We start from the raw sequence: 15,009 nt of genomic DNA, 5'->3' as shown, positions 1-15,009 counted from the left end.
CCTGAACATGGACGACCGTCAACACGCCTTCCTGGCCCGCCAACCCTCCGCGACCCTGCAATCGCGCGAGCAATTCTGGGGCATGCCCAAGCGCGGCCTGGCGTTCCTGTTGGCCAATGTCATGTTCTGGCAACCGATGTGGGCCCAGGCCGACGGCATCATCGTCAGTGCGCCGGGCACCGGCCTGGATCGGGCGGGCAACGGCGTGCCCATCGTCAACATCGCCAAGCCCAACGGCAGCGGCCTGTCTCACAACCAGTTCAGCGATTACAACGTCGGCAGCAACGGCGTGATCCTCAACAACGCCACCGCCCGCACGCAGTCCACGCAACTGGGCGGGATCATCCTCGGCAACCCGAACCTCAACGGTACGGCCGCCACGACCATTCTCAACGAGGTCAACGGCGGCAACCCCAGCCAGTTGCGTGGCTACACCGAAGTGGCGGGACAGTCGGCCCATGTCATCGTCGCCAACCCCTATGGCATCACCTGCAATGGTTGCGGTTTTATCAACAGCCCGAAAGTGACCTTGAGTACCGGTAAACCGGTGGTGGAAAGCGGTCGGCTGGATCGTTATCAGGTGGACCAGGGCAGCGTCGCCATCGAAGGAGCGGGCCTTAACGCCAACAACGTTGATCGCTTCGAAATCATCACCCGCAGCGCCAAGATCAACGCCGAAATCCAGGCCAAGAACCTGACGATTGTGGCCGGACGCAACGACGTCAACGCTAATACCCTCGACGCCACAGCCCGCGCCGATGACGGCAGCGTCAAACCGCAACTGGCCATCGACTCCTCGGCCTTGGGGGGCATGTACGCCGGTGCGATCAAGCTGGTGGGCACCGAGACGGGCGTCGGCGTGAAGCTGGACGGCAAACTGATCGCCAGCGGCGGCGATATCCAGCTCGACGCCAACGGTCGCCTGAGCCTGGCCGAGACCTCGGCCAGCGGCGCCGTCAACGTCAAGGCTGCCAGCCTCGATGCTCGGGGTGCGGTCTATGCCGGCACTACGCTGAACGCCCAGACACAAGGCAACTTGAGCAACCAGCAAAGCCTCGCGGCGCGGAACAGCATCACGCTGAATGCGGGTGGGCAGTTGACCAACAACGGCATCATCGAAGCCGGGGTCAATGCCGACGCTACGCGCAATGCGACGGGAGATGTAAACCTTACGGCGCAGAGCCTGAGTAACGACGGCAAGAGCATCGTTGCCAGTCGGAACCTCACGGCCAATGTTGGGCAGACCCTGGGCAACCAAGGCGGGACCTTGAGTGCCGGCCAAACGGCCACGGTCAAAGCCGGGAGCCTGGACAACCAAAACAAGGGCAGGGTGCTGAGCGGCACCGCGCTGAACATCACTGCCGATAAGTTGCTCAACGCCCAAGGCGTGGTCAGCAGCAACGGCAACCTGACAGCCAACGTCGGGCAGTTGAACAACAGCAGCGGCGAACTCAACAGCCTGAGCAACATCACGTTGCGCGTCGCCTCGCTGGATAACGTGGCAGGTCTGGTGGCGGCGGGGCAGATGCTTGACATCAACGCCAGCGGCCAAGTGAACAACCGGAACGGGCGGCTCTCCGCCAGCAAACGCGCTCAGTTGACGGCGGCGTCAATGGACAATACGGCGGGTCGATTGCTCAGCGACGGAGCGCTCACCGCCAGTATTTCGGCACAGTTGCTCAATCAGGCCGGGTTATTGTCATCGGCTGGCCTGTTGACCCTCAACGCGGCGAGTCTGGATAACCGCCAGGGTGGCATCGTCACTGCCGCCCAGGCGGGCAGCCTCAACGTCGGCACGCTGGATAACCGTGGCGGCGAAGTGTCGAGCCAGGGCGTCCTGGCCCTGGTCGGCACCGAACTGGACAACAGCGATAGCGGCAAGCTGATTGCCTATGGCGACCTGCGCCTGACCCTCGAACGCTTGACCAACCAGACCAAGGGATTGATCTCCACTCGCGCAGCCTTGGCGATCGACGCGCAACGACTGGACAACCGCCAGGGATCGCTTTATGCCCAGCAAGGCCTGAATCTAAACCTGGACGGGGCACTGCTCAACGCCCAGGGCAGTGTGAAAAGCGACACCACCGCCAGCCTCAAAGCCGCCGAGATAAATAACGACGGTGGCCAGATTTCCAGCATCGGTGCGTTGAGCCTCGACAGCATGGGAGCCCTGAGCAACGTCGGCGGCAACGTGATCAGCAGTGACACGCTGCTATTGAAGGCTGGCCAAGTGAATAACGCCAGCGGCCGCATCGCCAGTGCCAAAGCCCTGGATGCCAGTGTCACCGGCCTCGATCAACAGAACGGCCAATTGTTCAGCAACACCCGCCTATCCCTCGACCTCAACCATGGGCAGTTGAATAACCAGGGCGGGCTGATCAACACCCCGGGCAGCCTGTTGTTGAAAAACCTGGCGGCGGTGAACAACCGCGATGGCGAGATCTCCAGCGACAAGGCGTTCAGCCTGAATGCCACGAGCCTGGACAATCGCGCCGGTTCGATCGTCAGCCAGCAGCGTCTCAATCTGGTCATTGCCCAGGCGTTGAATAACGCCAAAGGCCTGATCTCAGCCAACGGCCTTGAAGCGCGTGCAGCCAGCCTGGACAACAGCGGCGGCAGCCTGGGCAGCGATGCAGACCTGACGGTAAACGTCGACGGCACGTTGACCAACCTCGATGGCGAAATCTCCAGCGCGGGCCTGACCCGGCTCAACGCGATGGCCTTGGATAACCGCAACGGCCAGGTACTGGGCGACAGCGCCTTGAGCATTGATCTTGGCGGCGCGCTGGACAACCGCAACGGCGTACTCGGTTCGGGTAAGGCCGTGGACATCAAGGCGGCCAGCCTGGACAACAGCAACGGCGGCCAATTGATCAGCGACGGCAGCCTGACCGCGCGCATCAGCGGCCTGCTGGACAATCAGGACCAAGGCCAAGTGCTTGCCAAAGGCGCGATCGACCTGCAAACCGGCAGCCTCGATAACCGCAGTGGTCGCCTGGCCGGCAACGACTTGCTGACCTTGCGCAGCGACTCGGTCGACAACCGTGGCGGGAGCATCCGGGCCGACAAGGCGCTGCAACTGACGGTCGATCAACTGGATAACCGTGATAACGGCGTCATCGCGGGCAAGAGCAGCGTCACTTTCGAAGGCTCGCGTCTGGACAATAGCGCCGGGCTGCTGACCAGTGTTGGTGTGCTGACCTTGAAGGCCGCTGAGGTGCAGAACGGCCTCGGTCGTATCTCCAGCCAAACCGACCTCACCGCCATTATCGATACCCTGCAGCAACAGGGCGGTGCGCTGGTAGCCCAAGGCAATTTGAGCCTGACCGGCAAGATTCTCGATAACCGCAACGGTGGTTTGATCGGCACCACAAAAGCGCTGGATTTGCAGGTCGGGCAGATCGATAACCGCGCGGGCGAGCTGTCCGCGGGGCTTGGCATGAAGGCGGGCGGCCAGCGACTGGACAACAGCGAGGGCGGCAAACTCATCGCCGGCACTGATCTGGAGTTGAAGGTCGCTGAGCTGATCAACCAGAGCAAAGGACTCATCCACGCCCAAGGCCAAATGACCCTCAGCGGCACCACGCTGGACAATAGCGAAGGCGTGCTCGACAGCCTCAACGGCCTGGTGATCACCCTCGATAACGCACTGTTGAACAACAAAGGGCTGATCAGCAGCGAAGGGGAATTGAGCGTCGACGTGGGCCGCCTCGATAACACCGCCGGCAGCCTGAGCAGCGCCGGCGTGTTGTCGATTGTCAGTGGTGGCGGGTTGATCAACCAGGGCGGGGCCATCAGCACCGACGCCGCGCTGACCCTCGAAAGCGTCAGCCTGGACAACAGCCAAAAGGGCCTGATCTCGGGCAAAGCCGCGACCCAAGTCACCACCGGTGCCCTCGACAACAGCCAGGGCGGGCGCCTGACCTCGGGCACTACGCTCACGCTCAACGCCACGCAGGTAAACAATGCCTCAGGCCGTATTGCCAGCAGCCAAGCCCTGACCGCGTCAGTCACCGGGCTGGATCAGCAGCAAGGCGAACTGTTCAGCAACACCCGCCTGAGCCTGGACCTGAACCACGGTCAGTTGAACAACCAGGGCGGCCTGATTAACGCCTCGGATGCGTTGCTGCTGAGCAACCTCAAGGACGTCAATAACCAGGACGGGGAAATCTCCAGCCAGCAAGCCTTCACCCTGACCACGCAAAACCTCAATAACAGCGGCGGTAAATTGCTGAGCAGCCAAGGCCTGATGCTCAGAACCGCCCAGGTGCTCAACAACGCCCGCGGCGTCATCTGGGCAGCGTCCCTGGACAGCCGCAGCGCCAGCCTGGACAACAGCGATGGCCTGGTCAGCAGTCGTGGCCGCCTCGACTTGAATGTCGATACCGTGTTCGACAACCAGCGTGGCTCGTTGCTGGCCGACGGTGCGTTGTTGCTGGTCGCTGATCGCCTGGATAACCGTGCCGGCAGCATCGCCGGCAAGACCGGATTCAACGCCACTGTCAGCACGTTGGATAACCGTCAGGGCACACTGATCAGCACCGACGCCCTGACACTGAAGGCCGCCAGTCTCGACAACCGACAGGCCGGTTTGATCGGCGCGACAAAAGCGCTGGATCTCAATGTCGACGATCTTGATAACCGTGGCGGTGAGTTGTCCGGCAGCGCCGATGTCACGCTGGTCAGCCAGAACCTCGACAACAGCGACGGCGGCCAGGTATTCGCCGGGCAAGCGCTGAAACTGACCGTGGATAAATTGCTCAACCGCACCAAAGGCCTGCTCAGCGCCAAGGCCGGGATGGACCTGGAGGGCGGCGCGCTGGACAACAGCGGCGGCTACCTGATCAGCCAGCAGAACCAGCGCATCAACCTGAGCCGCGATCTGCTCAACACCCAAGGCCAACTCAGCAGCGAAGGCACGCTGCATGTCAGCGCCGCCAACCTGACCAACACCGGCGGCAGTCTGTCCAGTGCGGCGGACCTGACCGTGCACAGCCTGGGGCGTCTCGACAACCAGGGCGGCGAACTGGTCACCGACGGCGCGTTGCTGCTCACCAGCGCAGCACTGGACAATCGTCAGCAGGGCAACATCAGCGGTAAAGGCGCGGTAAACGTCACCACCGGCGCGTTCGACAACAGCCAGCAGGGGCGGCTCAACAGTGGCAGCACGCTGAACCTCACGGCCGCCCAGGTCACCAACCAGGAGGGCGGTCGCATCGGCAGCCAAGGCGCGTTGACCGCATCGGTTTCCGGCCTTGATCAACAGGGCGGCCAACTGTTCAGCAACACCTCGCTGAGCCTGGACATGAACAACGGCCAGCTCAATAACCAGAGCGGCTTGATCAATGCTCCCGGGGCGTTGCTGCTGAAAAACCTCAACGGTGTGAACAACCAGGGCGGTGAAATCTCCAGTGCCCTGGCCCTCACCCTGACGGCTAAAAACCTCAGCAACGATGGCGGCCGGCTGCTCAGCAACCAGGGCCTGACCCTGCGCATCGCCCAGGCGCTGAACAACGTCAAAGGCATGATCGGCGCGGCCAGCGTCGATGCCCACGCTCAAAGCCTGAACAACAACAGCGGCACGCTCACCAGCCGTGGCAATCTCGTCCTGACGGTTGATCAGCAACTGGATAACCAAGCCCAAGGCCTGATCAGCGCCGCGCAATTGCTCACGCTCAACAGCGGTGACCTGAACAACCAGGGCGGCAGTGTGCTGGCGGGCGGTGCTTTGGTCCTCAATGCCATGGCCCTGAACAACAGCGCCAATGGTCTGATCAATGCCCAAGGCGACCTCACCCTTAGCGCCGATTCCCTGGACTCCAGCAACGGCGGCGAAGTGTCGGCCAAGGGCGACATGAACCTGACCCTGGCGGCGCTGACGCAAAACGGCGGTCGCCTGATGGGCGAACAGGCCATGACGCTGAACCTGGGCGGCCATGACCTGAACAATCGCAATGGCCTGATCACCGCCAAAGGTCCGCTGACCCTCAACGGCCTGCGCGACCTGAATAACCAGGGCGGTGAAGTGTCCAGCAGCCAAAGCTTCACCCTGGCCGGACGTACGCTCGATAACACGGGCGGCAAGCTGATCAGCAGCAACCTGCTTAGCCTCAACGCCACCAGCCTGATCAACCAGAACGGCCTGATCTCTGGCTGGCAGGGGCTGGACGTCAGGGGTACCAGCCTCGACAACCGCAACAACGGCACGCTCTCCAGCCGCAATGGCGACGTCGGCGTCACCCTTAGCGGGGCACTGCTCAACAGCGGCGCCGGTGCACTGGTCGGTCAGCAAAAACTCACCGTCAGCGCCGCCAGCCTGGACAACAGCAGCGGCGGGATTCTTTCCAGCGGCGGCGACCAGACCCTGACGGTCACTGGCGGTTTGCTCAACAACGCCCAAGGCGGCCTGATCGACAGCGGCGCCCTCCTGGTCATGAACGCCATGACCCTGGGCAACGCTGGCGGTACCGTCAACGCGCAAAAGGCCTTGAAATTCACCGGCACCACCTTGGACAACAGCGGCGGCAGACTAGTCGGTAACGCTGCCGTGACCCTGGACCTGCTGGGTGCGCTGAGCAACACCAATGGCAAAGTCGCCAGTGTTGGCCCATTGCGAGTCGAACGCGCCACACAGATCAGCAACCAGGGCGGCCAGATCGCCAGCCAAGGTTCGTTGACCTTGTCCTCCGATGGCCTGGACAACAGCAATACCGGCACCGTCGCCGCGAAAAATGCGCTGGAGATCACTGCCTCCGGAGCCGTGCAGAACCATAACAACGGCCTGATCTACAGCCAGACGGCCGATGTTGCACTCGATGCCGCGAGCCTTGCCAACGGCCAGGGTGAGATGCAAGGCCAGACTGGCCTCAAGCTTGAACTGGCCGGCAATCTGGATAACCAGGGCGGCAAGCTCATCGCCCAAACCGGCGATGTCAACGTGACCGCGGCGAATATCGACAACCGTGGTGGCACCCTCGCCAGCCTCAAGGGCGCCCTTGAGGCGAGAACCGTGGGCGTGCTGCGCAACGGCTTCGATGTGAACAACAAGGGGGGCGTGATCCAAGGCCAAGGCTTGGACCTGCGCGCCTTGGCCGGGCTGAACAACAACGGTGGTCGGATCGCCGCGCAGGCTGGCGATGTCATCATCGACACCGCCAGCTTCAACAACCGCAACGGCGGTCTTTATGCCTCTGGGCTGATCAAGGTCGCCGGCACCGGTGCCAGAGTGGACAACACCGCCGGGCAGATAGCCGGCAACGCCATCCATTTGGATCTGGACGGTGCCCTGACCAACCGTGGCGGCATTCTGGAAAGCGACAGCACCTTGGTGGTCAGCGCTACGAGCGTCGATAACCAGACCGGCCAACTGCGAGCCCTTGGGGGCGCGGGCAAAACCGACTTCCAGATCGGCAGCCTCTTCGACAACCGCAGCGGCAAGCTGGAAAGCGCCAACACTCACCTGACCCTGTCCGCCAACAGCTTCCTCAACAGCGGCGGCCAATTGCTGCATCTGGGCGACGGCACCTTCGATATCTCCCTGGCCAACGTCACTGGCGCCGGCGGCGACATCGTCACCCGTGGCGGCCTGACGCTCAAAGCCGACACCTGGACCAACACCAGCGCCATCCAGGCCGGACGCCTGACGGTCGACGTCAACAACTTCACCCAGACCGAGACGGGGCAACTGCTGGCTTCGACGCAACTGGAAGGCAAGGGTGGGAATTGGGTCAACAATGGGTTGATCGCCAGTGATGGTGGCTTGGGCTTGCAGTTGACCGGGCGGTATAGCGGCAATGGCCGGGTCACCAGCCTGGGCGACATGACGGTAGACGCCGCTGCGATCGACTTGAGTAGCGTGGCCAGTATTACCGGTGGCGGGACCACGACGATCGGTGGGCGCGGTGGCCTCGGCAGCCTGAACAACTACGGGCGGCTGACATCGGCGAGTGCGCTGAATATCACTGCGAGCACCATTAATAACTATGGGACGGTTGCTGGTGCGGATGGATTGAAACTGACGGCTTCGACCTTGCTGAACGATCAAGGTGGGTTCTTGTTCAGCGGTGGGGACATGAAGCTGCGGGTGGGGAGTTTTACCAACCGTAAGTCGGATGTTTATGCCCTAGAGGACATTGATGTAGCGCGCAATGACCTGGGGGGGCGGTCGGCGTTGATGGAGAATGATTCGGGCACCATGGAAAGTGGGCGGGATTTTTCCATTAATGCGGATTCGATTATCAATAAGCGGGGGGATTTTAAGACTGAGGCGGAGTTGTATTCGTCGGCGGTGGGGGTTCGCTGCTATAGCTGTGATTCGATTCCACGTTATTGGACAGATCGGCAACCTTCTTTATATTTGGTTTATCTACAGCAATATCGAGTTAAAGTTTCTGGAGATGCGACGGCTAAAGCGGCTTCGTTGAGTGCAGGAAAAAATCTGACCGTTAAGGGTTTCTCTTTCTTGAATTCAAATTCACTTGTTAGTGCTGGAGGTGATATCGATGTTGCAGTAAGTGAGTTTGAAAACTCAGGTACAGCTCTGGGAGACTACACGAGCTACCAGTATTTTGACGATGATCTTTCTTTGGAGAGGATGAGGGAGGTTGTAAATTACAATATACGTAACGACGCGGGCTACAAGGAGGATCTGCGTTTCTGGAACGCAGCAGGTACTGAATCCCCAGTTTATTCTGAGGTTCTGCGTACTGGCTCCAAGAATCCGGATAAAGAAACTTACCAGGTTATCGGTCCGGTGGTGTTTTTGCTCGCGGCGGGTTGGAATACATCGTCGGCAATTATATTTGGACAGTCTGAGTTTGCCGCGGGCAATCGTGCGGAGCTACCTGACTTTATAAAAAACCTCAATCCATTCAAACAGGAGGTTTTTACTTCCACCGCATCCGACAATTTTGCCCCTGCCATCATTCAAGCCGGCGGCAACGTCTCCATTACCGCAACAAACAAAATCACCAACGGTGTGGAGCGCCCATTCTCCACCGGCATAACAACGTCGTCCCGCAACACCACAACCGCCGCCGCAGGATCAGGCAAAACCACGGTCGTGACCCTGAACAGCCAACTTCCACCGGACTTGGCCCAACAACAAATAAACCCCCTGACGCTCCCCGGCTTCAGCCTCCCCACCGGGCAAAACGGCCTGTTCCGGCTGAGTGGGCAGGGCGCCAGCGACGCGTCAGCCTCCCAGACCCCCGTCGTGTCGCAGAACTGGACAATCGGCGGCGCCAGCGTGAGCGCATCGAATCGATCCACCGCCGCGCCGATCGCCAATGTGCGCGACATCGAGATCGCCGATGTCACCCAGGTTTCCGCCGCCGAACGACAGGTGCAGTTGTTGAATCGTGACAGCGGCGGCGTCACCGCCGGCGCGTCCGCCATTCAGGTCACCGCCCCAACGGACTCATCCACAGGCAAGCCGCAACTGCCAGGGCATAGCCTCGATGGCACCATCACCCGTGGCGCCGACATTGCGCTGGACACTTCGGGCACGCCGCCAATTGGCGTCAGTCGCCCAACCGACGCCTCGGTAAGCGCGCCAGTGCCTGTCACCGGTCAAACGGTGGCGCGGGTCACGGGGCTACCCAGCACAACCGTGGCTTCCAAACCGCAAAAATACCTGATCGAAACCAACCCGGTCCTTACCAACCTCAAGTCATTCACCAGCTCGGATTATCTGCTGACGAAACTCGGCTACGACGCGGACACCAGCGCCAAGCGGTTGGGTGACGGCCTGTTCGAACAACGACTCATCCAACAGGCCGTCGTCGCCCGTACCGGCCAACGCTTCATCGACGGCCAGACCTCCGACGAGGCGATGTTCACGTACCTGATGAACAACGCCATCGCCAGCAAGGACGCCCTCAACTTGTCGGTAGGCGTCACCCTCACCGCCCAACAAGTCGCCGCCCTGACCCACGACATCGTCTGGCTTGAAGAGCACGAAGTGAACGGCGAAAAGGTGCTGGTGCCGGTGCTGTATATGGCCCAGGCGAATAATCGTCTGGCACCTAATGGTGCGTTGATCCAAGGCGGTGACGTCAATCTGATCGCAGGGCAGGCTCTAGCTAACGCGGGTACATTGCGTGCCACTGATAAACTTTCCGCTAAAGCGGGCAGCGATCTCACCAACGCTGGGCTGATCGAAGCGGGCGGTCGACTTGATCTTCTGGCCGGTAACAACCTTGTCAACAAATCGGGCGGCATCATTGCCGGTCGTTACGTGAGCCTGACCACCACCCACGGGGATGTGATCAATCAACGTGATGTGACGGGTATCGATACCCGGTTCGGCAACAACTCAACTCATCGCGATTATCTTGATAACGCTTCCAGAATCGAGGCAGCGAATGACCTGCAAATCGATACCGGTCGAGACATCAACAACATTGGGGGTGTTATTCAAAGCGGACGTGATCTGGAGTTCACTGCCGGTCGTGACGTGAATATCACATCCATTCAGGACCGCAGTACGGTTTCGCGAGGCAACAACTTCCTCAACCAGACCATCAAGCAGCATGGCGCGGAAGTTACATCTGGACGGGATCTCTCGATTAGCGCAGAGCGTGATGTGACAGCCATTGCCAGTCGGCTGGATGCCAAACGCGATATTGAGATGGGCGCGGACTTCGATTTCCTTATCACGTCGGCCGCCGATATGAGCGATTTTGTTTCCCGCAGCAAAAGACGCAAGGAGGAAAAACACAGCGTCACACAGCAAGCTTCCTCGCTCAATGCTGGCCGCGATATTGCGCTCTACGCGGGCAATGACTTGGGCGTTATCGCCAGCCGAATCAAGGCCGAAGAAGACATCAGTCTCGACGCTGATCAAGACGTCATCATTGCCTCCGCACAAGATGAAAGTTCTTCTTACTACTACAAGAAGAAAAAAGGTTCGTTCGGTCGGAGCAAAACAACGGAGAAACAAAGTTACAGCAGTACCAATGTCGCCTCGGTCATCGAGGCGGGACGGGATCTGACCGTTAACACATCCGTCGACGGAGATGGCAATGTCAGTCTGAATGGCGGGCGAAATGTCACGGTTATCGGTAGCGAGCTGAAGGCCGGCAATGATCTGGTCGTTGGCGCCACCGAAGACGTGGCGGTAGTTTCCGGTACTGAAGAAAGCGGGGCCTACAGCAAAAAGACTAAAACCGGTTTGTTCGGCCTGTCCAAAAGCGGCAAAAGTCAGTTGCAGACTCATGTGACTCAAGTGGGTAGCGAATTGAGCGCTGATAACGATGTGGTGGTCATTGCTGGCCATAACATTGGTATGCAAGCAAGTGAAATCACAGCGAAAAATAATGCAGAGCTGCACGCTGGCTTGGTCGATAAGACTGGCGACATCAGTCTCACCGCTGCGGATGATCTAGCTTACAGTCGGGTCGAGGAATATAAGAAAAAGGTGGGCCTGTCTTTCAAGGACACGGTCGGCCTATTTGCTGGCACGCCGGGGGCAGGGGCCGACATTACCCTGAGTGCATCCCATAAAAAAGGCCGCGAAGTGGTCAGCAACACCAGCGTCGGCAGTCAGATCACGGCGGGGAACGATGCAATACTGGACGCTGCCCGGGATATCAACATCGTCGGCAGTGGCGTCAGCGCTGATCGGAATGCGACGCTTGATGCCGGCCGTGACGTGAACATACTCGCCGGTACCAATCAACACAGGAGCAATAGCTGGAAAACCGATAAAAGCTACGGCATCAAGCAGGATGTCGATAGCAACGGCTTCACCACGTTCGTGGGCAATGAAACGATCAAGAAAGGGCGTGATGCTAACGGCAATACGGCGGCAGGTAGTCTTGTCGAAGCAGGGCATGATGTACGGATTGATGCCGGACACAACATCAATCAATTGGGTTCTGACCTCCAGGCCGATAACGACATCAAGTTGAAAGCGGCTCATGACATCAACATCCTTGCCGTCAACGAGCGTAATCAGGTCACCACCACCGAAAGTGTAAAGCGTAACGGCACCACGACCACCGTTGCTTACAACTTCGGCAAGACCATGGATACCTTGGGCGATTCGGGTAAGGGTGAAGACGGTGTCAGCAAAACGTCGAGCGTGTTGAAAACTGTCGATGCGCTGGATCAGTTTTTTAGCGGACCCAAATTTGACGGGCACATTGGCGGTTCAAGTACGAGCGAGAGTCAGACCCAAACATCACTGACTAATCGCCCTTCAAGTCTTTCGGCCGGTAACGATATCAGCCTTGAGGCCGGTAACGACGTGAATGTAGCTGGCAGTCGGTTCGACGCCGGACATGACATCAACGTCAGTGGACGCAACATCACGCTCGATGTAGCTCACGGGGCTGAAAGCACGGATAGCCGTCAAACCCAAAGCAAAGGCGGTGTGAAGGGCGGGACCACCGGCGGTTTCAAATTGGGTGTCGGGGTGAGCAACGCCGGCGGCAAAGACGAGTCGACACAGGGCACCTCCACGGCGACACAGCTCAACGCCGGTAATGACATCAACCTGAACGCCAAAAACGACCTGACCCTGATCGGCACCGAGGCGAATGCCGAGCGGGATATCAAGCTCAAGGCTGGCAACGACCTGAAGGTCCTGTCGGCGCAAAACGCCTCTAGCAGTGAAAGCAGTCGCCGCAGTTGGGGAGCTGAAGGCGGCCTCATACTGGGACAAGACGGTGTTGGTGTGTATGGCAGCGTTAATGTCGGCCTTGGAAATCTGGAGCGAGAAGGGATCCAGCAGCAAGAGGCGTACCTCTACGCCGGCAACCAGCTGAACTTTGAGAGCGGGCGTGACACTACCGTTGCTGGTGCCACGTTACGCGGGGATGAGGTGATCGGTGATGTGGGTCGTAACCTCACCGTAACCTCGGTGCCGAATACAGGCAAAGCCGAGGGTAAAGAGTTCGATGCGAGCCTTACGGTCGCCGTAAGTTACGGTGTAACCGTCAGCGGCTCGGTGGGTTACGGCCAGACCAATGGCAAAACCAATTGGGTCGAGAACCAGACAGTCATTAGCGGCAAGAACAAAGTCGACATCAGTACGCAGGACCATACGCAGCTGGATGGGGCGGTAGTGGCTGCTGATAATGGCAACTTGAAGCTCGATACCGATACGTTGGGTTTCCGCGATATCACCGGCAAAGACAATGAGCACGGTTACTACCTGAACGTCAGCGGTAGCTACAACACTGGTGGTGGAGCGCAAGCCGACAAACCCAACAAGGGCATGGAAGGAAAGGAGAAAAATAGCTGGGCGCTCGAGGGTTATAACTACAACAAGGATCGTGAGCAGATTCTTCGTGCCACGGTGGGGGCGGGTGAGATTGTTGTGCGTGACGACAATGTCACGGGTACGGACTCCACTGCGGGGCTCAATCGGGATGTGAGCAAGGCGTACGAAGTGACTCGGGATGATGAACATCGCACGGAATTGTATGTGAGTAATACGTCTATTGATGCGGTATTGCACCCGATTGCTACCGTTGAAAGCTGGACCGAGCACGTCGTCAACTTTCCCAAGACTCAGAAGGAGCAGCTCAAGCAGGTCTTAACAACGGTTACCGACACATGGAACGATATCCAGGCTCAACATGTAGATAGCGGTGATATACCGGCAAACGTTCGTAAGGCATTTGACGAGGAGCGTGCCCTTGCGATTACCAAGAACCTCGTTCGTGCGGGTGTTGACCCCAAAACGCTCGGGGCACTCGATGAGAATGTGCTGAAAGCACTAGGTGATTTTGCTGCTCTAGCGGCTTCCTACGATGGACAGCTCCACGTTCTAAACGATGAGAAAAATGGCTCTGTTAACACGCCGTCTGATTCGAAACCGGGTGCGATGGATCTCGAGGAGATAGGAATTGATACCCTTCCGCGCAATATGGGCGAGGCCATGCTCAATCCACTCGTAGAAGCGTTGAAGGTTGCCGGCAAACTTCCAGTAGAGGAGATGCAGGCTATTTCGCTGTCTATCCAAGCGATCATGGGACCCTTGAAACTCACTGTCAGCGTGGCAGCGAATGCGGTGATTGATCAGGTGTTTGGAGAGGAAGCTGAGAAGCTGAAGGAGCAGGCGGCGATTGATTTGGCGGCTAAGCTTACCGACCGGACCTCAGAATTCATGAGGGGGGTGCATGAGGAGGCCAAATCGGATGCCGATAGTATTCTGAACGGCGAACCTTATGTTGTGGCTTCCGAGTTCTTGATTGATGCCGTGCTGGGTGGTGTCCAATCTCTTGGCATAAAGGGGGGCGAAAGGGTACTGTCGGTTGCAGGCAAGGGAGGAGTTTCAGACGGAACCGGGCACATCGTACTTAAATTGAGCCAGGGGCAGCAAAGAGCGATAAATAAGATTGATAACATTCTCGTTAATTTGAAGGAAAGCGACATTATCGGTACCTTGAAGGACATGGCTGGAGATCCTGTTCCGAAGCCAGGTGGTGGTTATTGGGATCACTTGAAAGAAATGAACGATATACTGCGGGGGCTACGGAATCATGCAGATACTTTGAAAGGTGTGAATGATCCGGCTGCACAAGCCGCACGTCAAAGGGCTTTAGAAACTATTCGTCGTATTGAGTCGGCTTTAAATGGTGTGGGTATATGAACTTTCGTGAGCTGGAAAGAAAGGAATCTGTTGGTTGGTTGTCAGAGGAAAACCCATCCGCGCTAACAGAGTGGTACCTCTCAGTGCGTGATACTCCTCTGGCTAAATTAGGGGTGGGAGACATCTGTCGTTCGTTAAGACAGAGCTTGTTTGTTTGTGAAATATTACCTGTGGCTGTAGAGTTGCTAAATAATGATGTTTTGGCGGGCGAGCGCTATGATGGTGAGCTTATTTCTGCTATTGCGAGCTTGGATGTGAGTTTTTTTAAGGAGAACTCATATTTGGTCCACCAAATTGTCGGGGTATTATATAAAGCCATCCAGATAACTAGCGATGCCGAGCTGTTAAAAGAATCTCTTGGTTTAATAGAGTCTCTTAAAAATGTTAATGAATAAAGGATCCCTTAG

The 15,009-nt window shown here is 58.3% G+C and carries 2 protein-coding genes; both read left to right on the top strand.

From position 1 onward, the window contains the following. Positions 1 to 7: 7 nt before the first annotated feature. Positions 8 to 14,602 carry a hemagglutinin repeat-containing protein gene (locus ACIPQ1_RS19485; RefSeq protein ID WP_446534637.1) on the top strand — a complete coding sequence of 4,865 codons (14,595 nt, stop codon included), beginning with the start codon at positions 8 to 10 and terminating at the stop codon, positions 14,600 to 14,602. Next, positions 14,599 to 14,997 (top strand): contact-dependent growth inhibition system immunity protein, encoded by a 399-nt coding sequence (locus ACIPQ1_RS19480; RefSeq protein WP_446534636.1) that lies wholly within the window; start codon positions 14,599 to 14,601, stop codon positions 14,995 to 14,997. Before ACIPQ1_RS19485 ends, ACIPQ1_RS19480 begins: the two co-directional genes overlap by 4 nt. Positions 14,998 to 15,009 lie beyond the last annotated feature (12 nt).

This window comes from Pseudomonas sp. LARHCG127 (assembly GCF_052871455.1).
The sequence above is the reverse complement of the archived record's forward strand: the minus strand, read 5'-3'. Positions and strand labels throughout refer to the sequence as shown.

Bases quoted from the DNA above. Each gene is read 5' to 3' on its own strand.
- ACIPQ1_RS19485 (WP_446534637.1), top strand. From the start codon at position 8: ATGGACGACCGTCAACACGCCTTCCTGGCCCGCCAACCCTCCGCGACC.
- ACIPQ1_RS19480 (WP_446534636.1), top strand. From the start codon at position 14,599: ATGAACTTTCGTGAGCTGGAAAGAAAGGAATCTGTTGGTTGGTTGTCA.